General features: G+C 27.6%; 25 protein-coding genes. 23 read left to right on the top strand and 2 right to left on the bottom strand.

Annotated features, from left to right (window positions below; genetic code table 11):
* Positions 1 to 66 precede the first annotated feature (66 nt).
* From hflX to leuS, 17 genes are all read left to right on the top strand, one after another.
* Positions 67 to 1,302, top strand: a complete 1,236-nt coding sequence (gene hflX / locus HMPREF2852_RS03965; RefSeq protein WP_070606027.1) for a GTPase HflX — start codon at positions 67 to 69, stop codon at positions 1,300 to 1,302.
* On the top strand, positions 1,277 to 1,924 hold the full coding sequence (locus tag HMPREF2852_RS03960) for a YigZ family protein (protein WP_070606122.1): 648 nt from the start codon (positions 1,277 to 1,279) through the stop codon (positions 1,922 to 1,924). The genes hflX and HMPREF2852_RS03960 overlap by 26 nt, the downstream gene beginning before the upstream one ends.
* Positions 1,925 to 1,938: 14 nt before the next feature.
* The gene (locus HMPREF2852_RS03955) at positions 1,939 to 2,676 is read left to right on the top strand and encodes a YebC/PmpR family DNA-binding transcriptional regulator (RefSeq protein WP_070606026.1); all 738 of its coding nucleotides are present in this window, start codon (positions 1,939 to 1,941) and stop codon (positions 2,674 to 2,676) included.
* 1 nt (position 2,677) lies between these two features.
* On the top strand, positions 2,678 to 3,439 hold the full coding sequence (gene lgt, locus HMPREF2852_RS03950; RefSeq protein WP_070606025.1) for a prolipoprotein diacylglyceryl transferase: 762 nt from the start codon (positions 2,678 to 2,680) through the stop codon (positions 3,437 to 3,439).
* Positions 3,440 to 3,625: 186 nt separating this feature from the next.
* Positions 3,626 to 4,039, top strand: a complete 414-nt coding sequence (mraZ, locus tag HMPREF2852_RS03945; protein ID WP_019117465.1) for a division/cell wall cluster transcriptional repressor MraZ — start codon at positions 3,626 to 3,628, stop codon at positions 4,037 to 4,039.
* A 1-nt stretch (position 4,040) separates the two neighbouring features.
* Positions 4,041 to 4,961, top strand: coding sequence for a 16S rRNA (cytosine(1402)-N(4))-methyltransferase RsmH (rsmH, locus tag HMPREF2852_RS03940; RefSeq protein ID WP_070606024.1), 921 nt, complete (start codon positions 4,041 to 4,043; stop codon positions 4,959 to 4,961).
* 1 nt (position 4,962) lies between these two features.
* Entirely contained in the window at positions 4,963 to 5,109 is a 147-nt protein-coding gene (locus HMPREF2852_RS10015; RefSeq protein WP_261668024.1) for a hypothetical protein, read from the top strand.
* A gap of 59 nt (positions 5,110 to 5,168) precedes the next feature.
* A complete protein-coding gene (locus HMPREF2852_RS10010; protein ID WP_261668023.1) occupies positions 5,169 to 5,360 on the top strand; it encodes a hypothetical protein in 192 nt (63 codons plus the stop codon).
* Between the two features lie 5 nt (positions 5,361 to 5,365).
* On the top strand, positions 5,366 to 6,316 hold the full coding sequence (gene mraY / locus HMPREF2852_RS03930) for a phospho-N-acetylmuramoyl-pentapeptide-transferase (protein WP_070606023.1): 951 nt from the start codon (positions 5,366 to 5,368) through the stop codon (positions 6,314 to 6,316).
* Entirely contained in the window at positions 6,313 to 7,623 is a 1,311-nt protein-coding gene (gene murD / locus HMPREF2852_RS03925; protein WP_070606022.1) for a UDP-N-acetylmuramoyl-L-alanine--D-glutamate ligase, read from the top strand. Before mraY ends, murD begins: the two co-directional genes overlap by 4 nt.
* Complete coding sequence (murG, locus tag HMPREF2852_RS03920; RefSeq protein WP_070606021.1) at positions 7,624 to 8,709, top strand: undecaprenyldiphospho-muramoylpentapeptide beta-N-acetylglucosaminyltransferase; 1,086 nt, start codon at positions 7,624 to 7,626, stop codon at positions 8,707 to 8,709.
* Position 8,710: 1 nt separating this feature from the next.
* On the top strand, positions 8,711 to 9,502 hold the full coding sequence (locus tag HMPREF2852_RS03915) for a cell division protein FtsQ/DivIB (RefSeq protein ID WP_070606020.1): 792 nt from the start codon (positions 8,711 to 8,713) through the stop codon (positions 9,500 to 9,502).
* A 32-nt stretch (positions 9,503 to 9,534) separates the two neighbouring features.
* Complete coding sequence (ftsZ, locus tag HMPREF2852_RS03910; RefSeq protein ID WP_070606019.1) at positions 9,535 to 10,620, top strand: cell division protein FtsZ; 1,086 nt, start codon at positions 9,535 to 9,537, stop codon at positions 10,618 to 10,620.
* Between the two features lies 1 nt (position 10,621).
* Complete coding sequence (gene nrdR, locus HMPREF2852_RS03905; protein WP_070606018.1) at positions 10,622 to 11,077, top strand: transcriptional regulator NrdR; 456 nt, start codon at positions 10,622 to 10,624, stop codon at positions 11,075 to 11,077.
* 84 nt (positions 11,078 to 11,161) lie between these two features.
* Positions 11,162 to 12,493, top strand: coding sequence for a replication-associated recombination protein A (locus HMPREF2852_RS03900; RefSeq protein WP_070606017.1), 1,332 nt, complete (start codon positions 11,162 to 11,164; stop codon positions 12,491 to 12,493).
* Positions 12,474 to 13,862 (top strand): asparagine--tRNA ligase, encoded by a 1,389-nt coding sequence (gene asnS, locus HMPREF2852_RS03895; RefSeq protein WP_070606016.1) that lies wholly within the window; start codon positions 12,474 to 12,476, stop codon positions 13,860 to 13,862. The genes HMPREF2852_RS03900 and asnS overlap by 20 nt, the downstream gene beginning before the upstream one ends.
* 9 nt (positions 13,863 to 13,871) lie before the next feature.
* A complete protein-coding gene (gene leuS / locus HMPREF2852_RS03890) occupies positions 13,872 to 16,280 on the top strand; it encodes a leucine--tRNA ligase (protein WP_070606015.1) in 2,409 nt (802 codons plus the stop codon).
* Between the two features lie 38 nt (positions 16,281 to 16,318).
* Here leuS and HMPREF2852_RS03885 read toward each other — a convergent pair whose 3' ends face one another.
* A complete protein-coding gene (locus HMPREF2852_RS03885) occupies positions 16,319 to 17,065 on the bottom strand; it encodes a hypothetical protein (RefSeq protein ID WP_070606014.1) in 747 nt (248 codons plus the stop codon).
* Positions 17,066 to 17,119: 54 nt separating this feature from the next.
* On the opposite strand from HMPREF2852_RS03885, the gene HMPREF2852_RS03880 reads away from it, so the two are divergent.
* Both HMPREF2852_RS03880 and holA read left to right on the top strand, forming a co-directional pair.
* A complete protein-coding gene (locus HMPREF2852_RS03880) occupies positions 17,120 to 19,300 on the top strand; it encodes a DNA internalization-related competence protein ComEC/Rec2 (protein ID WP_070606013.1) in 2,181 nt (726 codons plus the stop codon).
* Entirely contained in the window at positions 19,297 to 20,310 is a 1,014-nt protein-coding gene (gene holA / locus HMPREF2852_RS03875; RefSeq protein WP_070606012.1) for a DNA polymerase III subunit delta, read from the top strand. Before HMPREF2852_RS03880 ends, holA begins: the two co-directional genes overlap by 4 nt.
* A 66-nt stretch (positions 20,311 to 20,376) precedes the next feature.
* Here holA and rpsT read toward each other — a convergent pair whose 3' ends face one another.
* Positions 20,377 to 20,643 carry a 30S ribosomal protein S20 gene (rpsT, locus tag HMPREF2852_RS03870; protein ID WP_004839050.1) on the bottom strand — a complete coding sequence of 89 codons (267 nt, stop codon included), beginning with the start codon at positions 20,641 to 20,643 and terminating at the stop codon, positions 20,377 to 20,379.
* Positions 20,644 to 20,783: 140 nt separating this feature from the next.
* Here rpsT and lepB point away from each other — a divergent pair, with 140 nt between their 5' ends.
* The 4 genes from lepB to hrcA all read left to right on the top strand — a co-directional run bounded on the left by lepB (position 20,784) and on the right by hrcA (position 25,385).
* The gene (gene lepB / locus HMPREF2852_RS03865) at positions 20,784 to 21,332 is read left to right on the top strand and encodes a signal peptidase I (RefSeq protein ID WP_070606011.1); all 549 of its coding nucleotides are present in this window, start codon (positions 20,784 to 20,786) and stop codon (positions 21,330 to 21,332) included.
* The gene (gene lepA, locus HMPREF2852_RS03860) at positions 21,332 to 23,137 is read left to right on the top strand and encodes a translation elongation factor 4 (RefSeq protein WP_070606010.1); all 1,806 of its coding nucleotides are present in this window, start codon (positions 21,332 to 21,334) and stop codon (positions 23,135 to 23,137) included. Before lepB ends, lepA begins: the two co-directional genes overlap by 1 nt.
* Positions 23,138 to 23,187: 50 nt before the next feature.
* Positions 23,188 to 24,312, top strand: a complete 1,125-nt coding sequence (gene hemW / locus HMPREF2852_RS03855) for a radical SAM family heme chaperone HemW (RefSeq protein WP_070606009.1) — start codon at positions 23,188 to 23,190, stop codon at positions 24,310 to 24,312.
* 74 nt (positions 24,313 to 24,386) lie between these two features.
* Positions 24,387 to 25,385: a heat-inducible transcriptional repressor HrcA gene (gene hrcA / locus HMPREF2852_RS03850; protein WP_070606008.1), complete on the top strand. Its 999-nt coding sequence runs from the start codon at positions 24,387 to 24,389 to the stop codon at positions 25,383 to 25,385.
* Positions 25,386 to 25,418 lie beyond the last annotated feature (33 nt).

Raw genomic sequence — 25,418 nt, 5'->3', positions numbered from 1 at the left:
GGAGATTATTTTTAGATTCTTTAATTTGATTCAATAAATTGTATAATCTTAATAGAAAGGAAGTTTATGCAAGAAGTTATACAAGTAAATGTTTTTGAAAAAAATGAAAATCCAAATAAAGAATTTGAGCTTGAATCATTAATTAACACAGCAGGCGGAAAATCTGTTGCAAAAATTAGTCAAGTTATTTCGAAAGTAAATCCAGCCTACTACATAGGTTCTGGAAAAGTTTCTGAAATTGAAGATATAGCAAAAAAATTAGATGTAAAAACTGTAGTTTTTGATGTGGAGCTTTCAGCATCTCAACTTAGAAATCTTGAAGAGAAAATGAAACTTCACGTCGTTGATTGGACAACTTTAATTTTGGATATTTTTGCCCAAAGAGCAAATACAAAAGAAGCAAAATTAAAAATTAAACTTGCTCAATTAAAATATCAGTTGCCAAGAATTAACAAATGGTTTGCTTATCTTTCTCGTCAATCAGGTGGAATTGGAACAAGAGGACCAGGCGAAACAATGCTTGAAACTGATAAGAGAGCTATAGTTCGTGATATAAGAAGTCTTGAAGAAAAATTAAAAGATTTGGAAAAAACAAAAAGTGTAAATAGAAAATCAAGAGATAAGATTTTAAATATTTCACTTTTGGGCTACACCAACGCAGGAAAATCTACAATATTAAATAATATGCTAAAAATTTTTGGCAAAGAAAAATATGTATATTCTGATGATTTGTTGTTTGCAACTTTGGATACATCAACAAGAAGATTAGATTTTTCAAATACCAAGGTTACCTTAACTGATACAGTAGGATTTATTGATAATTTGTCAAAAGAATTAAATGATTCTTTTCTTACAACACTTGAGGAAATAAAATTTTCAGATATGCTTTTAGTTGTAATTGATTCATCATACGATATTGAAACCCAATTGAAAACAATAGATAAGGCTTTGGAAGATATTGACGTTGGAGATAAAAAAATTCTTTATGTTTTTAATAAAATAGACAAAATAGAAAATGATACTCTTCTGTTAGGATATAAGAGAAAAGAAGAAAAAATTTATATATCAGCAAAAAATCAAGATGATATTATAAAATTGAAAGAAAAAATTGTTGATGTTATAAAAGATGATTATATAAAAGTAAAAATGAAAATACCATACGAAGATGGGAAAGTTTTAGATTATATAATGACAAATTACGACATTGACAATAAAGATTATGATGAGAGTTCATCAATATTAGAGTTTGATATTTCAAAGAAAGACTACAATAAATATGAAAGATATATCGAGAAAAATTAGCGAAGATTATAAAACCATCAAGGGCGAAATTAAAGATGAATTTGAAATAGAAAAATCAATTTTTATCACTAATATGAAATATGTGGAAAGCGAAAAAGATGCCATTTCTTTTATTGAAAAAATCAAAGAAAAATACAAGGATGCCAATCACAATTGTCATGCCTATATAATAAATGAAAAACCAGAAATAAAAAGATATTCTGATGATGGAGAGCCACAAGGCTCAGCAGGTCTTCCTATGCTTTCGGTTTTAGAAAAAGAAAATCTTTTTAATGTAGTTGCAATTGTAACTAGGTATTTTGGTGGCAAAAAACTTGGCAAAGGCGGTCTAGTAAGATCCTACACAAGAGGAGTTTCAGATTGCCTTGATGGAAATATTACTTGTCGAAAAATTTTTGTAGAAAGTAAAATAATTTTCGATTATAATTTACTAGGGATAATAGAAAACTTCCTAAATGAAGAAAAATATATTATTATAGAAAAGGACTTTCTTGAAAATGTTAGAATAAATTTATATATTAAAAAGGAAGATTTTGAAAAATTTGAAAAAAAACTTATTGATATGACATCATCGAATATAAAAATAGAAAAAATTGATGAAATTATGTTATACGAAGATTAAAAATAGGAGGAAATATGTCAGGACATAATAAGTGGAGCAAAATTAAAAATAAAAAAGGTAGTGAAGACGCAAGACGTGGAAAAATTTTTACAAAATTAGGTAGAAATATTTCGGTTGCAGTAAGAGAAGGTGGAGATAATCCAGAATATAATCCAGCTTTAAAAGCAGCAATCGACAAGGCAAAAGCAGAAAATATGCCAAATGATAATATAGAAAGAGCAATAAAAAAAGCAAGCGGCGACACAAGCGGAGCAAATTTTGAAAGAATAATTTACGAAGGCTATGCCAAAGATGGAGTAGCTGTAATTGTAGATTGTCTTACAGATAATAAAAATAGAACAGCTCCAGATATTAGACACATTTTTGATAAAAACGGTGGAAATCTTGGAACAGATGGTTCAGTTATGTTTATGTTTAACAGAAAAGGACTTATTGAAATAGAAAAAGAAGGAATTGATTTTGATGAATTGATGTTAGAAGTTATTGATTTTGGAGCAGAAGATGTAACAGACGAAGGAGATGTTTATCAAATAATAACAAGCGTTGAAGACTTCCAAACAGTTCTTGATGGAATAAAAAAAGAAAATTATAAACTTGCAAAGGCAGATATTTCGTATATAGCAGATAATTTGATTGATGCACAAGAATCAAATAATAAACAAATAATGAAATTAATCGATGCCCTTGAAGATAACGATGACGTTCAAGAAGTTTATACAAATTGGAATGTGCCAGATAATATAGAAGAATAATATGTTAAATTTTAATATAGATAGAGTAGCATTTTCTCTTTTTGGAATTGATATATATTGGTATGCAATATTAATTATTACCGGAGTTTTAATTGGAGCAAAATTTGCTCAAAAAGAATTTGTAAAAAGAGGATTTAAAGAAGATTTTATTTACGACTTACTTTTTGTGATTTTGCCACTTGCAATTATTGGAGCAAGAGCATGGTATGTAATTTTTGAATGGGATATGTACAAAAATAATCCAATTCAAGTTTTAAATTTCAGAGCAGGAGGACTTGCTATCCACGGTGGAATTTTATTTGCAATAATTGGTATTTATTTTTATGCCAAGAAAAAAGAAATTCCGTTGATAGATATTTTAGACGTAATGGCACCATCTTTAGCCTTTGGTCAAGCTATCGGAAGGTGGGGTAATTTTGTAAATGGAGAAGCACACGGGACTCCTACAAATTTGCCATGGGCAATAATAGTTGATGGAGTAAAAGTCCATCCTACATTTTTGTATGAATCAATTGGAGATTTTTTAATATTTTTATTTTTAATAAATTATAGGAAAAAAAATCCCAAAAAAGGAATTCAAACAGCAATATATTTTATCGCTTACGGAATTTTGAGATTTTTTGTAGAAGGACTTAGAACAGATTCTCTAATGATAGGACCAATAAGAATGGCACAACTTACAAGCGTTATTTATTTAATCGTAGGCTTGTATTTATTTTTCAAATATAAAAATATAAATTTAAAACCATATAGAAAAAATTAAACAGCTTCGGCTGTTTTTTTATTGAAAATTTTTATTTTGGGAATTCAAACCACTTTTTTTAAAAAATATAAAAAAAATTAAAAATTTCAAAAAAATTTTTAAAAAATAAATTTTTTAATTCTTTACAATTTACAGATTTTGGTATAAAATATATGTGAAGTGGAAATAAGTGGTAGAAGGTGGGTCATGTTTTTAGGAGAATTCATTCACAAATTAGATTCTAAAAATAGAATAATGATGCCAAGTGAATTTAGAGATGATCTTGGTAATGAATTTTATGTAACCAAGGGCCCAGAACGCTCATTAGTTTTGTATACTATTGAGGAATTTGAAAAACGTGCTAAAAAGTACGAAGAATTATCCTACCAAAATAAAAACAACAGGGCGATAAAAAGATTGTTTTTTTCTTCCACTATCAAGGCTTATTTGGATAAACAAGGGCGAGTTTTATTAAATAAGCAATTACGCGACTATGCTAATTTGGGTAAAGAGGCTATTATAATCGGAAATAATTCAAATATAGAAATATGGGATTTGAATAATTGGAATGATTATATTGGTGATGTTGAAGTGAACTTATCAGAAATTATGGATCAGTAATATGGAATTTTCTCATAAATCAGTTTTGTTAAATGAAACTATTGAAAACTTAAATATAAAAGAAGATGGAATATATGCTGACCTAACTTTGGGTAAGGGAGGCCATTCTAAAGAAATTTTAAAAAAATTATCACCAAATGGTCTTTTGATTGGCTTAGATCAAGATAAGGATGCTATCAAAGCAGCTAGAGAAAATTTGAAAGATTTTCCTAATGTCTTATATTTTAATGAGAATTTTGAAAATATTGAAAATGTTCTTGATGAAGCTGGTTTTAATAGGATAGATGGCGCTTTGATGGATATTGGCGTAAGTTCTTACCAAATTGACAATGAAGATCGAGGCTTTTCTTATATGAAAAACGGTCCATTGGATATGAGGATGAACAAAGATAATGAGTTAACAGCAAAACAAATTGTCAATGATTACTCTTTGGATGAGCTTTGGAAAATTTTTTCTGAATATGGAGAGGAAAGATATTCCAAAACAATTGCTAAAGCAATAGTAGATTACAGAAAAATGCACGAAATTAATACAACTTTACAACTCCGAAATATTGTTATGAAATCTGTAAATACTAGTGAAGCTCATCCTGAAAAAAGAGTATTCCAAGCTTTAAGAATTGAAGTTAATAGAGAGCTTGAAGTTTTGGAAAATACTTTAGAAAAAATAGTTGATCGTCTAAATAAAAATGGAAGATTATGTGTAATAACTTTTCATTCTTTGGAAGACAGGATCGTTAAAAATAAATTTAAAGAGATGAGTAAAAAATGTATTTGTCCACCTGATTTTCCTGTTTGTGTTTGCAATCATGAAAAAAAGGTAAAATTAATTAGCAAAAAACCTATTTTACCAAGCAAAGATGAATTGAAAAATAATAATAGGTCTCATAGTGCTAAGCTTAGAGTTTGTGAGAGGATTTGATATGTCAAGTGCTTTGAAAAAAAGAAAAATAAATAAAAATTTAAATAAAAAATTAAAGCTAAGTTTACACGATCAAACTTCTTATGATATTAAGTTTAGATATAATAAACTCCAAAAAAAGATAGGAAGTTTAAGAGAAATATATTAGCTTTATTATTTTTATCTTTTGTTTTTATGGGTTTTATTTCATTACATAATTATATTAAATTGAATAATAGAATAAAAGAGTATAATAAATTACAAAGTCAATATACATCTTATCAATTAACAAGGGATAGATTAAATAGTGATCTTGAAGATTCGGTTAGTTTGAAAGAAATTCAAAGATATGCGATGGAAAATCTTGGCATGATTTATGAAAATGAAGGTAATGTTGTATATCTTAATATTGATAGGTAGGAGAGATGAAAAATACGATTTTAATTATTTTAATAAGTTTAATATTAACTTTGATTTTGGGAAAAATTATAATTCCAATTTTAAGATCAAGTCATATTGGACAGAATATTAGACAAGAAGGACCAAAAAGTCATTATGGAAAAGCAGGTACGCCAACTATGGGTGGTATTATATTTTTAATATCAGCACTTGTTTTGACATTGATATTTGTTCCTTTTTCTATGAAAACTTTTATATTATTGTTAGCAACTTTTGGATTTGGAGCTATAGGTTTTATTGATGATTTTAGAAAATTAATTTTAAAAAGATCATTAGGATTAACAGCTAAGCAAAAAATAATTCTTCAAGTTGCTTTATCATTTTTAATTGCAATTTTATGTTTTATTTTCCAAAATGATACAATAACAAAATTGTGGATTCCTTTTACAGATATTAGATTAAATGTTTCAATTTTAGGAATTCCTATAATGATGTTTATTATGATTGGAACTTCAAATGCTGTAAATTTAACTGATGGACTAGATGGTTTATCTACTCAAGTTTCTATTCCAGTATTTTTAATATTTATAATTTTAAGTCAAAATATAGAAGATGAATTGTTTGCAAGTATTATGCTTGGTTCTGTTTTAGGATTTTTATTTTATAACTCAAATCCAGCAAGTGTATTTATGGGGGATACAGGTTCTATGGCAATCGGTGGAGCTGTAGTTGGACTTGCCATAAATATGGGAATAACTTTATTTTTAATTATACTTGGAGGAGTTTATGTGGCTGAGGCTTTAAGTGTAATAATTCAAGTTGCCTCATACAAATTTAGAAATAAAAAGAGAATATTTTTGATGACTCCAATCCACCATCATTACGAATTGAAAGGATACAAAGAACCAAAAATAGTTACTGGTTTTACAATAGTATCAGTAATTTTATCTTTGATTACTTTATTGATAGTATTATGAAAAAAGTTTTAGTTTACGGTTTAGGAATTACAGGCATATCTACAGTAAAAACTTTGGACAAATTAGGTTATGAAGTTTTTACTTTCGATAAAAATAAAAATACTGATGAAAGATTAGAGGGCTATAATTATAGCCCTATTTCTGATATTAAAATTGAAGAAAAATATGATTTTGTAGTAAAATCTCCAGGGATTAGACCGGAAGATGATATTATAAAAATTTTAGAAAAAAATAATGAGATAATTACTGATATTGAATTATCATATAGACTTTTTAAAGATAAAAAAAATATAGCAATAACAGGAACAAATGGCAAAACAACAACTACATCACTTATCAGCCATATTTTAAATCAAAGTGGCAAAAAAGCTATTGGGGTAGGAAATATTGGCGAAGGCATCTTGTGGCAAATGTATAAGAATGATGAGATTTTTGTTGAAGAAATTTCTTCATTTCAACTTCACAATACCAAATTTTTTAAGCCACATATAGCTGGAATTTTAAATATTACGCCAGATCACATAGATTGGCACGGATCATTTGAAAATTATATAGAAGATAAGTTAAAAATTGCTATAAATCAAAATAAAAGTGATTATCTTATCATTAATCATGATGATGAAATTTTAATGAAAAACAAAAATAAGTTCAAAGCGAAAATATACGAATTTTCTATAAAAGAAGAAGTTCAAAAAGGAATATATTTGAAAGATGACTCTCTTTATTTAAAAGATGAAAAAGAAATTTATTTATTAAAAAGAGATGATTTAAAAATTGTAGGAGATCACAATCTTTTAAATGTATCATGTGCTATACTTTGCTTGTATTTATTTGGACTTGATCTTGGTGAAATTATAAAATACACAAAAACTTTTAAGGCGATTGATCATAGACTTGAGTTTGTAAAAAAAATTAGAAATGTATCTTTTTACAATGATTCCAAGGCTACTAATGTAGATTCTGCAATAAAAGCAATAAATAGTTTTGATAAAAATGTTATTTTGATTGCAGGTGGCTATGATAAAAAAATTGATTACACACCTTTATTTAAAAATACAAAGAAAAAAATAAAAGCTATGATTTTAATGGGTCAAACAAAGGAAATTTTACAAAATCTTTGCGAGAAGTATAAAATTAATTATTATTTAGTAAATGATATGAAAGAAGCTGTAAATAAATCTTTTGAAATAATGAAAGATTTTGATACGGTATTGCTCTCTCCTGCAAGTGCTAGTTGGGGAATGTATGACAATTACATGCAAAGAGGGGATGACTTCAAAAAAAGAGTTTTAGAAAAGGAAGATTAGATGAGAGTAATAGTATCTGGTGGTGGAACTGGCGGACATATTTATCCAGCCATAGCCATGTGCCAAAAATTAGAAGAAGAAATAGATGATTTGGAAATTCTTTATGTGGGATTAAATGATGGGCCAGAAAAAAGAATTGTAAATAAATATGGTTACAAATTTAGAGCTATTGAGGCTATGGGTCTACCAAGAAAAATTTCCAAAAGACTGTTTAAATCTCTTTTGACAAATTTAAAAGGATTTAAAGAAGCAAAAAAAATAATCAAAGAATTTAAACCAGATCTTGTTATAGGAACAGGTGGTTATGTTTGTGCTCCGATTCTTTATCAAGCAAGCAAAAAAAATGTAAAAACTTTGATTCATGAATCAAATTCTTTTCCAGGAGTTACTACAAGATTTTTGTCAAACAAAGTCGACCTTGTTTGTATATCATTTGAAGAAGCAAAAAAACATTTGAAAAATAAAAAAAATGTTTATGTAACAGGAAATCCAGTAAGAACTAATTTTAATACATCATACAGTCAAGAAGATTTGGACAAGTTAGGAATAAAAAAAGATAGACCAGTAGTTTTTTCTTTTGGAGGTTCTAATGGTTCAAAATATCTAAATGATGCAGTTAAGCAAATGAGTGAATTTATGGATGGAAAATTTTATTTGCTACATCAAACTGGATTAAATAATTATGATGAATTTATTAAAAACACAAAAGAAAATGAATATATAAAGGCATTTTCTTATATAGATAATATAGATTTATTTTATGCAGTAAGTGATTTAGTAATAGCATCATCTGGGGCTATGAGTTTAAGCGAAATATCAAATCTAAAAAAAGCATCAATTTTAATACCAAAAGCCTACACAACAGAAAACCATCAAGAATATAACGCAAGGTCATATTTGAAAAAAGGTGCTTGCTCAATGATTTTGGAAAAAGAATTAAATGGCAAAATCCTCTATGAAAATATACTTGATATTGTAGAAGATAAAGAAAAAATAAAAGAAATGGGCGAGAAGGCAAGCTTATTACAAAATCCTAATGCGAGTGATGAAATTTTTGATTTGATAAAAAAAGTTATGGGTATGTGAAATGAGCAAAAAAAATAGACAAAAAAATAAAGGCAGAAAAAAATTAAAAAGAAAACAAAAATTATTTACTCCTTTTTTTGTGATTTTTTTAATAATAGTAATCGCAGCTATATTAATTGTTAATTTATTTAGGCATGATTACTATAAAATTTCTCAAGTTTATATAAAAGGAAATAAAATTTTATCAAATGATCAAATTTTATCAAAATTAAATAATCCAATGGGAACAAATATAATTTTATACGATGAGAAAGAAAGTATAGAACATCTAAAAAAAGAAAAAATAATAAAAAGCGCCAAAATAGAAAAAGAACTTCCAGATAAAATTATAGTAAGAGTAAAAGAAGAATATCCTTATATGATTGCAAGATACAAAAAGGATAGCTATGTTATTGCAAATACAGGAAAAGTATTAGATAAAACAGTAAATGAAGAAAATAATAATTTACTAAAAATCAAAGGAATAAAAAACAAACCAGAAATTGGAAAAAATTTTACCGATAAAAAAAATCTAATAAAATTTATCGATTCTATTCAAAAGCTAAAATATGCTAAAGACATAAAAGAAATAGACTTGGAAAACTATAATGAAATTGGTATAATAATAAATGATATTCAGATTAATTTCGGAGATTTAAAAAATTATAATTATAAACTTAAACTACTTGATTCAGTTTTAAAGGATATAGAAAATAAAAAAATAAAAGCTTATTCAATTAGCCTAAATAAGGGTAAGAATCCAGTAGTTGAAGTTGAAGAAAAAAGTCTTGACGAAAAAGATGAAAATAATTAAAAATATTAATCTTAATGAAACGGGGGATGAAGATGGCAAATATTAACATGGAAGTAGAAAATAACGCCTTAGCCAAAATAAAAGTAATAGGAGTTGGTGGTGGCGGAAATAATGCTATAAGTAGAATGAGAGAGGGTGGCCTTTCTGGAGTAGAATTTATTGCATTAAATACAGACCTTCAAACTTTAAATGAAGCGAATGCTGACATCAAATTACAAATAGGAGCAAAGCTTACAAGAGGACTTGGAGCTGGAGCTAATCCTGAAATTGGTGAAAAAGCTGCTGAAGAAAGTGAATCAGAAATTGATGAATCACTAAAGGGAGCAGACATGGTATTTATCACTGCTGGAATGGGCGGTGGAACTGGTACTGGAGCAGCCCCTGTTGTAGCAAGAAAAGCAAAAGAACAAGGAATACTTACAGTAGGTGTTGTAACTCGTCCTTTCACATTTGAAGGAAGAAAAAGACAAACATCTGCAGAAGGTGGAATCGAAGCTTTAAAAGAATGTGTGGATACATTAATTACAATTCCAAATGATAGACTTTTACAAATTGTAGAAAAAAGAACATCAATGGTAGACGCATTTAAAATGGCTGACCAAGTACTTATGGATGCTGTAAGTGGTATTTCAGAACTTATAGCTGTACCAAATGTAATTAACCTTGATTTTGCTGATGTTAAATCAATTATGTCAGATCAAGGAATAGCTCACATGGGAATTGGTAAAGCAAGTGGAGAAAATAGAGCAGTAGATGCGGCAAAAGCAGCTGTAAATTCTCCATTACTTGAAACATCAATCGAAGGAGCTAACGCAGTATTATTAAACGTAACTGCAGCAGAAGTTGGTTTAATGGAAGCAAACGAAGCAGCAGAATTAATTAGAGAACATATAGATTCAGATGCAAATATAATTTTTGGTGTAGGAAGCGATGAATCATTGGGCGATGACATTAAAATTACTGTAATTGCCACAGGATTTGATCAAGACAACCAAACAAGAAGAGAAGTTTTAGAAAATAGAAGATCTTCACAAGGTGTTAGCCAAAGACAAACACCAAAAAAACAAAGTTCTTCAAATCCATTTGACGATATAGATCTTCCAGATTTCTTAAAATAAAATGAAGTGTCCATATTGTGACTCAAATGATACAAAAGTTATAGACTCTAGAGCAACAGAAGATAATCATGCTATTAGAAGAAGAAGACTATGCCAAGCTTGTAATAAAAGATTTTCAACTTATGAAAGATACGAAGACCAAACTTTAATGGTTGTAAAAAAAGATAATACTAGAGAATCTTTTGATAGGTCAAAACTTATAAGTGGAATTGTAAAATCTTGCGAAAAAAGACCTGTAAGCATGGAAGACATTGAAAAAATAGCAGATGATATAGAAGTTTCTATAAATCATATTGGTAAAAAGGAAGTATCATCCACTACCATAGGAAAATTTGTCATGGAGCATCTAAAACAATTAGATCCTGTAGCTTATGTGAGATTTGCATCAGTATATAGGGAATTTAAAGATGTTGAGAGTTTCTATAGAGAGATTAAAAATTTAAAAGAAAAAAATTAGAAAATTTAAGGGGCTATTGCAAGATGAAAATGACAAAAAACAAATTCATTTTGCAACAGTCCTTTTTTTGAAAGATTGGATAAAATGGACTTATTTGAATTAAATAAATTAAGAGAACTAGAAAAGTCTGCTCCATTAGCTGATAGGATGAGACCTGAAAAAATTGAAGATTTTTTAGGACAAGATCATCTTTTAGGAGAAGGAAAAATTTTAAGAAGAATGATAAAATCTGATAGAATATATTCTTCTATTTTTTATGGACCACCAGGAGTTGGCAAAACTACCCTTGCAAAAATTATTTCAAATTCAACTAATATGGCTTTTGAAAAAGTTTCTGCGGTGGCTAGTGGAATCAATGACTTAAAGAAAAAAATTCAAATTGCAAAAGATAATTTGAAATTTGAAAATAAAAAAACTATTTTATTTATTGACGAAATTCATAGATTTAATAAAAGTCAACAAGATTATTTACTGCCTTTTGTTGAAGATTCTACAATTATTTTGATAGGAGCTACAACAGAAAATCCATATTTTGAAGTAAATAAAGCTTTAATTTCTAGAATGTATGTATTTGAATTAAAAGCACATACAGATGATGATTTAAAAAAATTAATAGATATGGCTTTAAGTCGAGATAGGCTTTTACAAAATAAAAATATAAAAATTGACGATGATGCCAGAAATACTTTGGTTAAATATTCTAACGGGGATTGTAGAGCCTTGTTGAATGCTTTAGAAATTGCAATATTTTCACAAGAAGATAAAGAAGGTATAATAGTAGTTGATCGAAAAAGTATTATAAATTCTATCCAAAAGAAAATTTCTATTTATGATAGGGATGGAGATAGACATTATGATACTATTTCTGCTTTTATAAAATCTATGCGTGGCTCAGATCCTGATGCAGCGGTTTATTATTTGGCAAAAATGTTAAATAGCGGGGAAGATATAAAATTTATAGCAAGAAGAATGATTATATTTGCATCAGAAGATATTTCGCTTGCTGATCCCTACGCTTTAAGCCTTGCTACAAATACTTTTACAGCAATTAATACTGTAGGAATGCCAGAGGCAAGAATTATTTTGGCAGAGGCTTGTATATATTTATCTTTAGCAAAGAAAAATAATTCTACATACCTTGCTATAAATAAGGCTATGGATTTTGTAAAAAATGAAAAAGATTTGGAAGTGCCAAATAAATTAAAAGATACCCATTATAAAGGAAGTAAAAATTTAGTTAAAGATACTTATTTATATCCTCATGATTATGATGGATATGTAAAACAAGACTATCTTCCAGATGGCTTTGTAGATGAAAAATTTTATAATCCAAAAAATATAGGTTACGAAAAAATACTTAATGAAAATTTAGAAAAAATTAAGAGAGGAAATAAGGATGAAATTAAGAGAGATTAAAAAAGATGTTGAAAAATACATCGATCAAGAAATTACAGTTGAAGGATGGATTAGACAGGCGCGATTTACAAAAAATGTCGGCTTTATTGAATTAAATGATGGAACAATTTTTAAAAATCTTCAAATTGTTGTTGGAAAAGAATTAGAAAATTTTGAAGATTTACAAAAAGAACATCTTTCAGCATCATTAAGAATCAAAGGAATTCTTGTAAAAACAAATAATGCCAAACAAGCCTACGAACTTCAAGCAAAATCTGTAGAAGTTTTAGGTCACAGTGATGAGAAATTTCCTATTCAAAAACAAAAACAATCTCTTGAATATATGAGAACTATTCCTCATTTAAGAGCTAGAACTAATACTTATAGGGCAGTTTTTAGATTAAGATCAAAACTTGCTTATGCTCTTCATAAATTTTTCCAAGAAAGAGGATTTATTTATTTAAATGCTCCATTAATTACTGCATCTGATACAGAAGGTGCTGGAGAAATGTTCCAAGTTACCACTCAAAATTTAGATAAATTAGATTTAAATAAGGATGGGAAAGTTGATTATTCTAAAGATTTCTTTGGAAAAAAATCTTATTTAACAGTTTCAGGACAACTTGAGGCAGAAGATTATGCTCTTGCTTTATCTAATATTTATACTTTTGGTCCAACTTTTAGGGCTGAAGAATCAAACACACCAAGACACGCTGCGGAATTTTGGATGATTGAACCAGAAATTGCTTTTGCAGATTATAATGTGTGCATGGATGTGGCTGAAGATATGATGAAATATATGATAAGTTTTGTTTTAGAAAATTGTAAGGATGAAATTGAATTTTTCAATGAAAGGGTTGATGATACTTTGATTGAAAGACTTACAAAAGTTAAAGAGGCAAAATTTGCAAGAATTACTTATACTGAAGCTATAGAAAAATTACAAGAAGCTGATGTTGATTTTGAATATCCTGTAAAATGGGGAATGGATCTTCAAACTGAGCATGAAAGATATTTATCAGAAAAAATAGTTGATGGTCCAGTTTTTGTTACAGATTATCCAAAAGATATAAAGGCATTTTATATGAGAAGAAATGAAGATGGAAAAACTGTTGCAGCTTTTGATATGTTAGTTCCTGCTGTAGGAGAATTAATTGGTGGAAGTCAAAGGGAAGAAAGATATGATGAGCTTGTAAAATCTATGGAAGATAATGGATTAAAACTTGAAGATTATCAAAATTATTTAGATTTAAGAAAATATGGAACAGTAGTTCACTCAGGTTATGGCCTTGGATTTGAAAGAGCAGTAATGTATCTTACAGGAATGAAAAATATCCGTGACGTAATCCCTTACCCAAGAACAGTAAAATCTTTTGCATCAAAAAACTAAGGAGAAAAAATGAGAGAATATAATCCAAATGCCATCGAAAAAAAATGGCAAGAAAAATGGGATGAAAATGAAACTTTTAAATCAGTAATTGATAAAAATAAGAAAAAATTCTATCCCTTGGTAGAATTTCCTTATCCGTCAGGTCAAGGTCTTCATGTTGGCCACCCAAGACCATACACAGCTTTAGATATTGTTGCAAGAAAAAGAAGACTTCAAGGAGAAAATGTAATTTATCCAATGGGCTGGGATGCTTTTGGACTTCCTACAGAAAATTATGCAATAAAAAATCACATTCATCCTTCAATTGTAACAAAAAATAATATCGAAAATTTTAAAGCACAAATGAAATCTATTGGATTTTCATTTGATTGGTCAAAAGAAGTAAATACAACAGATCCAAATTATTACAAATGGACTCAATGGATTTTCATTCAATTATATAAACATGGTCTAGCTTACAAAAAAGAAATGCCAGTAAATTGGTGTCCTTCTTGTAAGGTTGGTCTTGCTAATGAAGAAGTTGTAGATGGAAAATGTGAAAGATGTGGGTCAGAAGTAACTCACAAAGTTAAAAATCAATGGATGCTAAAAATCACAGAATATGCCGATAGACTTATTGATGATTTGGACGAAGTTGATTATGAGGAAAAAATAAAAACTCAACAAAAAAATTGGATTGGAAGAAGTCATGGTGCAGAAATTAATTTTTCTTTAAAAGACAAAGATTACAAATTAAATGTCTACACAACAAGACCTGATACAATTTTTGGGGCAACTTATATGGTAATTGCACCAGAACATCCAATGCTTGAAGAATTTAAAGATGAAATTAAAAATTTGGATGATGTAAAAAAATATCAAGATTTTGCTAAGAAAAAATCAGATTTTGAAAGAAGTGAGCTTACAAAAGAAAAAACTGGCGTAATGCTTGATGGAATTTCTGCAATAAATCCTGTAAACGGAAAAGAAATTCCAATTTGGATTTCTGATTATGTATTAATTTCTTATGGAACAGGAGCTATAATGGCAGTACCTGCTCATGATGATAGAGATTTTGAATTTGCAAAAAAATTTGATATGCCAATTGTTCCAGTAATCGATACAGGTGATGAAGATTTGCCAACAACTTCAATTGACAAGGGGATTTTAATAAATTCCGATTTTCTAAATGGTTTATCTGTAGAAGAAGCTAAAAAGAAAATGATAGAATTTGTTGAAGAAAAAAATCTAGGTTCTGCTAAGGTAAATTATAAATTAAGAGATTGGGTATTTTCTAGACAAAGATATTGGGGAGAACCAATCCCAATGATTTATTGTGAAGAGCACGGATGGGTTGCTGAAAAAGAAGAAAATCTTCCAATAAAATTACCAGAAGTTGAATCTTATGAAGTAACAGATGATGGCGAAAGCCCACTTTCAAAAATTGATGAATTTGTAAATACTACTTGTCCAATTTGTGGAAAGCCAGCAAAAAGAGAAACTGACACCATGCCACAATGGGCTGGATCTTCTTGGTATTATTTAAGATATACAGATCCAAATAATAATGAAGATCTTGCAAGCAAAGAAAGTTTAGATTATTACACACCAGTTGATTGGTACAATGGTGGAATGGAACATACAACTCTTCACTTATTGTATTCAAGATTTTGGCACAAATTTTTATATGATATAGGAAAAGTTCCAACAAAAGAACCATATCAAAAGAGAACTTCTCACGGAATGATTTTGGGAGAAGACCATCAAAAAATGTCAAAATCAAGAGGCAATGTTGTAAATCCTGATGATATTGTAAGAGATTATGGGGCAGATACCCTAAGATGCTATGAAATGTTTATTGGAGATTTCAGATCAACAGCTCCATGGTCAGACGAAGGGGTTAAGGGTTGTAGAAAATATTTGGAAAGAGTATTTAACCTTTATGATTTGGTTGAAGATGGCGACGAATATACAAAAGAAATTGAAATTTTAATTAACCAAACTATTAAAAAAGTAAGTGATGATTATGAATCATTAAAATATAATACAGCAATAGCTTCACTTATGAGCTTGTTAAATGAAATGAGAAACATTGGAAAAATTACTAAAAAAGATTTCAAAACTTATTTGATTTTATTAAATCCAGTTGCTCCTCACTTAACTGAAGAATTGTGGGAAGAAATTGGTTTTGAAGGCGAATTAAATGAAACAAGCTGGCCAACTTATGACGAAAGTAAACTTGAATATGATTCAATCGAACTTCCTGTTCAAGTTAATGGTAAAGTTAGGGCTACAATAAAAATTGCAAAAGATGCGAATCAAGAAGAAGCTGTAACAAGTGCAGAAAATGATCAAAATATTCAAAAAAATATAGATGGTAAGGAAATATTTAAGGTAATATATGTACCAGGAAAAATATTAAACTTGCTTGTAAAATAATAAAAAAGGCTCTTGCAAAAAAATTAATGCAAGAGCTTTTATTTATACCTAGATTTTTGAATAAGTGAAATTATTTTTCTGATTTTTTCAGAAGAATTTAAGTCATCAAAAGATATTTTTTTAATATTATTAATTATTTCTATATTATTATTTGTGAAATTTTTGTAGTCAGATCCTGTTATAAAATCAATAAAGAAATTTTTTTCGATTTTTTCTATAGAAAGAATAAAAATTCCTTCTAAATCTTTTGTATTATTTAAATAAACTCCAAAATTATTTTCTCGTTCAAAACCATTTATCCAAACAAAATCTTTATCCTTATTTATTTTTAATCCCAAATCAATTATTTTATTAAAAATTTTCAAAAAATCATCGGCAATAAAATCATCATAGAAATTGGAAATTTTTATTTGCCCATAAGAATTTTTGATTTTTAAAGAAACTTCCTTATTATTATAAAATTTAGCAAACAGAGATTTAAAAATATAAAAAGCTGTATTATATGATAAATTTTTTTCTCTGGTATTTTTGTCCAAAGAAAGAATTACAGATGATTTTTGGGGTTTATTTTTGATTGTATGAACTAAATTTCCATTTATAAACTCAACATCCAAAAGCACATTTTCCGAAATTTTTGGATTTTCATCTAATAAATAGGAAGAATTAGGCATAAAAATACTTCTGTCCAAAATTATTTTTGTTGTATCATCTTCGTATTTTCTTTTTACAATTTTGGCGCTTATTTGATTTATTTGTGGATGACTAATATATAACAAATCCTTCATAAAATTACCTCTAAATTATTATATCATATGTTATAATCATATTGGGAGAATCTTATGAGAAAAAATTTGTTTTTTTTACTTATTTCTTTAATATCTGGTATAGGAATTTTCACTTATTTTGAGGCTTATGATTTTTTGTTTGTGATTATAGGCTTATTTGTATGTGGAATTTTTCTTTTTGTAAAAAAATCTTCTCTTTCTTTTTTATTTTTTGGATTTTCTCTGGGAATTTTTTTGGCATCTTTTAATTTTCATTCTTATAAGCTTGAAAAATATGATAATTTAGATTTAAATTTAACTGTTGTTGAAAAAATCGAAAATGATGATTCTTATACTTATTATGTAAAAGCAAAAAATACTGATAAAAAAATAGATGGAAAATCTACTTTTATATCTGATAAAAATTTTGAAATAGGAGATAGGCTAAGGGCAAATTGTAATATTTCCATGCCTTCTACAAACACCAATCCATATTTATTTTCTTATAGGAAGTATTTATTATCTAAAAAAATAAAAAGCAAGCTTGATATAAAATCTTTTGAAAAATTGGGAGAATCTTCTTCTGTTTTTTTAAAAATTAAGAAAAAATTTGATTTGTATATTAAAAAGATTTTTGAAAAAAATTTGTCTAAGGATTCTTTTTCTTTTGTAAAAGCTGTTATTCTTTCGGATAGATTTGAATATAGACAAGGTCTTTCAAAATTAGGCTTAGCTCATATTTTGGCGGTTTCTGGTCTTCACATTGATTTATTGATGGCTTTGTTAATATTTTTATTGATAAAAGCAAATATTTCTTACAAGTACGCTTATCCGATTTCTTTGGGAATTTCTTTATTTTATGCCTATTTAATTTCATTTCCATTTTCGGTTTTGAGAGTTTTATTTATATACAGCTTATCTTATTTGGCATTTTTACTAAAAAAAGGCAAGGATACAGGAAAAAATCTCATTGTAGCTATGTTATTAATTTTATTTGCAAATCCTTTTGCAATTTTAAATTCTGGATTCATTCTTTCGTTTTTGGCAGGATTTGCAATTTATGAGATTTATCCAAAACTTGTAAGGGGGAAAAATTTCTCTTATTTAAAAAAATACATAATTTTTATTCTTTGCTTGCAAATAACTTTGGCTTTTCATGTGATTTACTATTATGGATATTTTAATTTGCTTAATTTTTTTGCGAATTTTTTGGTTGTTCCAATTTTTTCTATAAGTATGTACATAATTTTTGGAATAATTATTTTGTATCCGATATTTGGTGGATTGTTAGCTGGTTTTTTCTTTATTTTGGATTTTTTGATAAAATCTATCATGGATATAGCAAATTTTTTGAGTACTTTTACAATTTTTGGCTTGGATTTTCCAAAAGAGTCAATCTTAATTAGTTTTTATTATTTAATACTTTTGTATATACTTGTGAAATTTAAAAATAAAAAACTAAGGGCAAAAAATTTTTTGGCGATTTCTATGATTATAGTGATTTTTTCTATTGTAAAAGATAAAAATAAGCCGATTTCCTATCAAATGCTTGATATAGGGCAGGGAGATTTTTTTATTTTGGAAGATAAGGGAGATTTTTATTTGTTTGATTGTGGGGAAGTTTCTTACAAAAATTATTCATCAACTGAAAAAATAGCTATAGCTTTTTTAAAGGCAAAAGGAGTAAAAAAAATCAAGGCGGTTTTTATTTCTCATGAGGATAAGGATCATTCGGGCGCTTTGGAAAAATTGCAAAATGAATTTGAAGTTGGTCCTGTAATTTCCAATATTTATAATAAAAATCTAGGGAAAAAATATAAATTTTTGGAAATGAAAGAGGGAAATATTTACAAAGGAAAAAATTTTAGCGTTGAATGTTTAGAAAATTTTTCTGGAGATGAAAATTCTAATTCTATGCCTCTTTTAATTAGAATAAATAATTTTAAAATTTTGACTATGGGTGATTTGCCAATGGAGTATGAACAAAAAGTTGCAAGAGATATTGATATTTTAAAAGTTTCCCATCATGGCTCAAGATTTTCAACTTCAAAGGATTTTGTAAATAAAACAAGTCCACAAGTTGCTTTAATTTCAGCTGGAAGAAAAAATACTTATGGACACCCATCAAAAGAAGTCTTAGATAATTTAAAAAATGTTAAAATATACAATACTCAAAAAGATGGATATTGTAAGATAGAATTTTACAAGAATTCATTTAAGGTAAAAAAATATGTGAAAGGAGGATTTTTTAGATGAATTATAAGGAATTTATGGCTGAACTTTTTTCAAAAAAAAGCAGGGGAATTTATCTAATTGATTCAAAAGAAGAATATCTAAAAGAAACAATTATAGATCAAGCTAAGGATTTAATTTCTTTTCCTGACTTTAATTATATAGAAATTAAGGGCAAAAAAAGCCTTGAGGACATAAAAACTGCCATGGATACATATCCAATAATGGAAGATAAAAAAGTTGTGATTTGGAGAAATATCGACTTATCTAAAAATAATATAAAAGATTATGAGGAAATTTGTAATTTGATTATTGAAGATATAGAAAATTTAGCAGATTTTTTGACATTTATAATAATATCTGATGAAAGTGTATTTAAAGGAAAATTTTACAAGGCAATCAAGAAAAATGGAAATATTGTAGAAATTGATAGGCTAAATAATAATGAACTTGTTTCTTTTATTGGAAAAAGATTTGTAAAAAATAATAAAAAAATCAAAAAATCCTATATAAGTGAAATAATTGATAGGTTTTCATATTTAAATAAAAATTCGCAAATCGACCTTTATGAGGTTGTAAATACAGTTGATAAAATTATTGCAAATTCCGATAAAAGCGAAGTTTTATTGGAAGATGTTCACGACCAATTAGACCAAGTTTTAGATTTAAATATTTTTAATCTCACAGATGCTCTGTCAAAAAGGGATACAAAAACTGCCATGAACACATATTTATTTATGGCAAAGGATATGGATGAAATATTTAAAATTTTCTATATGCTAGTAAGGCATATTAGAAATTTAATTGGAATAAAAATTTTATCAAAAGATTCTTACAATGATTCCTTTATGCAAAAATCTTTGGGCATATCAAGTTTTGAACTTAGAAAAGATAAAAGTTTTATTGGGAATTTTACTTTGGATGAATTATTTGATTTGCAAGATTTTTTATATACTTGCGACTTAAAACAAAAAAGCGAAGATTTTGATATGAATTTAAATATGTTAATTTTTATAGAAAAATTTTCAAAATAAAAAAATCGACTCATTCTAATCTTGGCGACTTTTCTAAGTCGCAAGTTTGAATGAACCGACTAAAAATTAAGCGTTTAATGAATTTAATTTTTTAGCTAATCTTGAAGTTGTTCTACTAGCTTGATTTTTGTGAATTATGTTTTTAGCTGCTGCTTGTTTTACTTTTTTATCAACAGTTTTGAAAAGTTCATTAGCTTTTTCGCTATCATTATTTGCAATAGCTTCTTCAAATTTTTTAACATAAGTTTTTATTTCAGATTTTGCTGATTTATTTCTAGCAGTTTGTTTTCTTGTTACATCAATTCTTTTTATTGCTGATTTAATGTTTGCCATTTTTTCACCCCCAATTTATATCGACTGATTTATTTTACCATAAAACTATATTTATTACAAATCTTTATAAATTTTAAATATTAAAATATTTGGAACTTTTGAGATATTCGTTTATAATTATAAAATGAGAGAGGTGTTATATGACAGAAAAATCTAATGATTTAGAATTTCTTGATTGGATAAAAACAATACTTTTGGCATTGGCAATTGCTTTTGTTATAAAAATTTTTATAATGGATGCAACAAAAGTTGAAGGAAATTCTATGCTAAATACATTACATAGTGGCGATATGCTATTTGTTGACAAAGTTTCAAAACATTTTAAGGGTTACAATAGGGCAGATATTGTAATAATTAATGCTCCAGACCAAGAAAATACTTTGTATATAAAAAGAATAGTTGGTATGCCAGGAGATAATATAGAAGTAAAAGATGGAAATGTGTATGTAAACGGAGAAATCTACGAAGAAAATTATATAAATAACGAAGAAACCCTAACAACAAATGAAAATTCATCTTGGCAAGTTGGCGAAGGAGAATATTTTGTTATGGGAGATAATAGACTTCCAAATGCAAGCAATGATTCAAGAAATTTTGGTCCGATTTCCGAAGAAAAAATTGTAGGACATGCATTTTTAAGATTTTTCCCGATTTATGATATAGGATTTGTAGATAAGGAAAACAGATAATGAAGAAAAAAGAGAATATTAGAAATTTCTCTATAATTGCTCATATTGACCATGGAAAATCGACTCTTGCAGATAGGCTTATAGAAAAAACAGAGTCTGTTGCAAAAAGAGATATAAATGATCAAATGCTAGATAGCATGGAGCTTGAGCAAGAAAGAGGAATAACCATAAAATTAAAATCAGTAAAGTTAAAATATAAGGCTAACGATGGAAAAATTTACGATTTAAATTTGATTGATACTCCAGGACATGTTGACTTTACTTATGAAGTTTCAAGATCACTAAAAGCTTGCGAAGGAGCAATTTTGGTTGTTGATGCTTCCCAAGGAGTTGAAGCTCAAACTTTGGCAAACACTTATCTTGCACTTGAACAAGATTTAGAAATTTTGCCAGTTTTAAATAAAATTGACCTTGAAAGTGCAAGAGTCGAAGAAACAAAAGAAGAAATAGAAAACCAAATTGGTCTTGATACAGAAAATATTCCCTTAATTTCTGCAAAAACTGGTTTAAATATTGAAGATGTACTCGAAGACATTATAGAAAATGTTCCAGCCCCAGAAGATCATGATGACAAACCATTAAAGGCTTTGATTTTTGATTCATATTATGATTCATACAGGGGAGTAATTTGCTATGTTAGAATTTTTGAAGGAAGTGTAAAAGCAGGCGATGAAATTTTGATGATGGCAAGTGGAAAATCCTACGAAGTAACTGGCGTAGGATATACTATGAAAAATAGAATTGAAACCAAAGAATTAAAAAGCGGAGATGTAGGATTTATTGAAGCAAGCATAAAAGATATTAGAAATGCTAGAGTTGGAGATACAATTACCTTAAAAAATAATCCAACACAAAAAGCACTTTCTGGCTACAAAGAAGTTTTGCCAATGGTTTATTCTGGAATTTATCCAGCTGAAGGAGAATCATTTAACAAATTAAAAGATTCTTTGGAAAAGCTTCAAGTAAATGATGCGTCTTTAGTTTTTGAACAAGAAAATTCACAAGCTCTTGGTGTTGGATTAAGGTGTGGATTTCTAGGTCTTTTGCACATGGATATTATTACAGCAAGACTTGAAAGAGAATATGATTTAGATATAATTGCAACAGCACCATCAGTAATTTATAAGGTAAAAACAAAAGGACACGAAGAAAAAAAATTAGAAAATCCTAATGATTTTCCTCCACCATCAGAAATTGAATATGTAAAAGAGCCAATTACAATTTCTGAAATTATGACTCCAAAAGAATATATAGGACCTGTAATGGAACTTGCACAAGCAAGAAGAGGAGATCTTATAGATATGTCATATATTGACGAAAATAGGGTTTCAATAAAATATAAAATTCCTTTGAACGAAGTTATTTATAACTTTTTTGATTCTTTAAAATCAAGATCAAAAGGATATGCTTCGCTTGATTATGAAGTTGTGGATTACGAGATAAGTAATCTAATAAAACTTGATATAAAAATCAATGAAGATAAAGTCGATGCTTTATCTACAATTGTTCACAAAGATTTTGCCTATGCTAGGGGAAGATCAATTGTCGAAAAATTGAAAGATCAAATTCCAAGACAACAATTTGCAATTCCAATTCAAGCTACAATCGATTCAAAAGTTATAGCAAGAGAAACCGTAAAAGCTTTGAGAAAAGATGTAATTGCAAAATGCTACGGTGGGGATATATCAAGAAAGAAAAAACTTTTAGAAAAACAAAAAGAAGGAAAGAAGAGAATGAGACAATTAGGAAGTGTACAAATTCCACAAGATGCCTTCCTTGCTGTTTTGAAATATGATGATGAATAAAAGTTAGGATAAGTCCTAACTTTTTATTTGCAAAAATTTAAGGAGAAAATATGGAAAAAATTGGAATTTATATTCATATTCCTTTTTGTAAGAAAAAATGTTTTTATTGCGATTTTACAGCCTTTCAAAATTTAGAATCTTGGATTGATTCGTATTTTGAAAATTTAAAAAAAGAAATAAAATTATACCAAAAAAATATGAACGTAGAAGTCGATTCTATTTATATTGGTGGAGGTACGCCAACTTACGTTGATTATCATTATATAATTGAGCTTGTAGAAATTTTGAAAAATTTTGATTTAAGTAATGTAAAAGAATTTACAATTGAGGCAAATCCAAATTCTTTGACTTTGGAAAAATTAAAAGCTTACAAAAAATTAGGCATAAATAGAATTTCTCTTGGTGTCCAATCTTTTGATGATAAAGTTTTAAAAGATATTGGCAGAGACCATAATAAGGAAATTGTCTTAAAAGATATAGAAAATATTAGAAAAGCAGGTTTTGATAATATTTCTTTGGATATGATTTTAAATCTGCCTGGTGGAAATTTTGATTCTATAAAAAATGATTTGGAGATAATAAAAAAAATAAATCCAGAACATTTATCTTATTATTCTTTAATTCTTGAAAAAGGTTCACATTTTTATAGTCTTTATAAAAAAGATAAACTTAAACTTATGGATGATGATTTAGAACGAGATATTTTTTCTTATATTGAAAAATATTTAAAAGATTTGGGATTAAATAGGTATGAAATTTCTAATTTTTCAAAAAAAGGCTTTGAATCCTACCACAATAAAAAATATTGGTCAGAGGGAGGATATCTTGCCTTTGGACTTGGTGCATCTGGATTTTTGTCAAATGTAAGATATAATAACGTAAAAAATTTTGTAAAATATGAAAACTTAATCAATCAAGGAAAATTTCCAATAGAATTTAGAGAATTTATTTCAGAAGATGAAAGAGAAAAAGAATATATAATTTTTAAATTAAGAGAAGTGGAAGGGATCAACTTAAAAGAATTTGAAAATATTTTTGGGCATTCTCTTTTAGAAAAGTATAGTGAAATAGTTGAAAAATTTTATAAAGAAGGATTTTTTGAAATTGATAAAAATTTAAGATTTACTCACAAGGGTTTTGATTTATCAAATGAATTTTATATTGAAATAATATAACTTGCAAAAAGAAATTTACCTAGTATATTATAATTAGCAGTCAGATAATTGGAGTGCTAAATGAGGTGAAAATAATGAACGAGAGAAAGAAGATGATACTCTTTTCCATTATAAACTCATACGTTAATCTTGGAGAGCCTATTGGTTCAAATTCATTACTTAATGAATATTCTCTAGATATTTCGTCTGCAACAATTAGAAATGAGATGAGCACTCTTGAAAAAATGGGGCTTTTAGAAAAAGCTCATACATCGGGAGGAAGATACCCATCTGATAAAGGTTACAGACTTTATGTAAATAATTTATTAGAAAATTCATTAAATGAAAAAGAAGATGAAAATTTAGAAAAAATTCTTGATAAAAGATATGGCAATGTTTCAAAAATTGTGGAGACTGCAACACTACTTCTTTCAAAAATGACAAATCTTACAGCCGTTTCTTACACAATAAGAAACAATATTACTAAAGTCATAAATTTGGAACTTTTAAAAATTAATCCTAGCATGTTTTTGTTTATAGCTGTTTATGATAACGGAAGTTTAATAAGCGATAGAATTTATATAAGTGAAGAAATTGATGATGAAAAATTAATAGAAATTTCTAGAATTTTAAAGCAAAACATTGAAGGCGAAAATTTAAAAGATCTTGCAAAAATTTTTGAAAAAATCAAAAATTCTGGCTTTAAGCAATATGAGAATTTGTTAGATATTTTGGAGAAAAAAATCAACAATGATTCTTTAAGTGATTTGACAAAAGAAGTTATTATAAAGGGACTGGGCAATATTTTTAATTTCAAAGAATTTGAAGATCCAATTAAGGCTAAAGAGTTTATTAAGATATTTGATAGTAAGGAAAGAATTTGGGAATTGATTGAAAATTCTAACAACGAATTACAAATTACTATTGGTGATGAAAATGAGATAAATGAATTGAAAGATAATACAATCATAACTTCACATTTTAATTATGACAAAGACATTGTAGGCCAAATTGGAATTATAGGACTTACAAGAATTGATTATAAGGAAGTTATTTCTGACATCAAACTAATATCAGATTTACTTAGCAAATAATAAGGTAGGTGTTTAAGGTGGACAATGAAAAAA

It is taken from the genome of Anaerococcus sp. HMSC065G05 (assembly GCF_001812365.1).
In the GTDB taxonomy this organism is placed as follows: domain Bacteria; phylum Bacillota; class Clostridia; order Tissierellales; family Peptoniphilaceae; genus Anaerococcus; species Anaerococcus vaginalis.
Note: the sequence above shows the minus strand (reverse complement) of the source record. Positions and strands in the feature narration are given on the sequence as shown.

What these genes read in the sequence shown, in the direction of transcription:
- rsmH (WP_070606024.1), top strand. Translation starts at nt 4,041, where the DNA reads ATGGAATTTTCTCATAAATCAGTTTTGTTAAATGAAACTATTGAAAAC.
- HMPREF2852_RS03955 (WP_070606026.1), top strand. Translation starts at nt 1,939, where the DNA reads ATGTCAGGACATAATAAGTGGAGCAAAATTAAAAATAAAAAAGGTAGT.
- lgt (WP_070606025.1), top strand. Translation starts at nt 2,678, where the DNA reads ATGTTAAATTTTAATATAGATAGAGTAGCATTTTCTCTTTTTGGAATT.
- mraZ (WP_019117465.1), top strand. Translation starts at nt 3,626, where the DNA reads ATGTTTTTAGGAGAATTCATTCACAAATTAGATTCTAAAAATAGAATA.
- leuS (WP_070606015.1), top strand. Translation starts at nt 13,872, where the DNA reads ATGAGAGAATATAATCCAAATGCCATCGAAAAAAAATGGCAAGAAAAA.
- hrcA (WP_070606008.1), top strand. Translation starts at nt 24,387, where the DNA reads ATGAACGAGAGAAAGAAGATGATACTCTTTTCCATTATAAACTCATAC.
- hemW (WP_070606009.1), top strand. Translation starts at nt 23,188, where the DNA reads ATGGAAAAAATTGGAATTTATATTCATATTCCTTTTTGTAAGAAAAAA.
- murD (WP_070606022.1), top strand. Translation starts at nt 6,313, where the DNA reads ATGAAAAAAGTTTTAGTTTACGGTTTAGGAATTACAGGCATATCTACA.
- HMPREF2852_RS03915 (WP_070606020.1), top strand. Translation starts at nt 8,711, where the DNA reads ATGAGCAAAAAAAATAGACAAAAAAATAAAGGCAGAAAAAAATTAAAA.
- holA (WP_070606012.1), top strand. Translation starts at nt 19,297, where the DNA reads ATGAATTATAAGGAATTTATGGCTGAACTTTTTTCAAAAAAAAGCAGG.
- lepA (WP_070606010.1), top strand. Translation starts at nt 21,332, where the DNA reads ATGAAGAAAAAAGAGAATATTAGAAATTTCTCTATAATTGCTCATATT.
- ftsZ (WP_070606019.1), top strand. Translation starts at nt 9,535, where the DNA reads ATGGCAAATATTAACATGGAAGTAGAAAATAACGCCTTAGCCAAAATA.
- lepB (WP_070606011.1), top strand. Translation starts at nt 20,784, where the DNA reads ATGACAGAAAAATCTAATGATTTAGAATTTCTTGATTGGATAAAAACA.
- HMPREF2852_RS03900 (WP_070606017.1), top strand. Translation starts at nt 11,162, where the DNA reads ATGGACTTATTTGAATTAAATAAATTAAGAGAACTAGAAAAGTCTGCT.
- HMPREF2852_RS10015 (WP_261668024.1), top strand. Translation starts at nt 4,963, where the DNA reads ATGTCAAGTGCTTTGAAAAAAAGAAAAATAAATAAAAATTTAAATAAA.
- HMPREF2852_RS03880 (WP_070606013.1), top strand. Translation starts at nt 17,120, where the DNA reads ATGAGAAAAAATTTGTTTTTTTTACTTATTTCTTTAATATCTGGTATA.
- murG (WP_070606021.1), top strand. Translation starts at nt 7,624, where the DNA reads ATGAGAGTAATAGTATCTGGTGGTGGAACTGGCGGACATATTTATCCA.
- mraY (WP_070606023.1), top strand. Translation starts at nt 5,366, where the DNA reads ATGAAAAATACGATTTTAATTATTTTAATAAGTTTAATATTAACTTTG.
- HMPREF2852_RS03960 (WP_070606122.1), top strand. Translation starts at nt 1,277, where the DNA reads ATGAAAGATATATCGAGAAAAATTAGCGAAGATTATAAAACCATCAAG.
- nrdR (WP_070606018.1), top strand. Translation starts at nt 10,622, where the DNA reads ATGAAGTGTCCATATTGTGACTCAAATGATACAAAAGTTATAGACTCT.
- rpsT (WP_004839050.1), bottom strand. Translation starts at nt 20,643, where the DNA reads ATGGCAAACATTAAATCAGCAATAAAAAGAATTGATGTAACAAGAAAA.
- hflX (WP_070606027.1), top strand. Translation starts at nt 67, where the DNA reads ATGCAAGAAGTTATACAAGTAAATGTTTTTGAAAAAAATGAAAATCCA.
- asnS (WP_070606016.1), top strand. Translation starts at nt 12,474, where the DNA reads ATGAAATTAAGAGAGATTAAAAAAGATGTTGAAAAATACATCGATCAA.
- HMPREF2852_RS03885 (WP_070606014.1), bottom strand. Translation starts at nt 17,065, where the DNA reads ATGAAGGATTTGTTATATATTAGTCATCCACAAATAAATCAAATAAGC.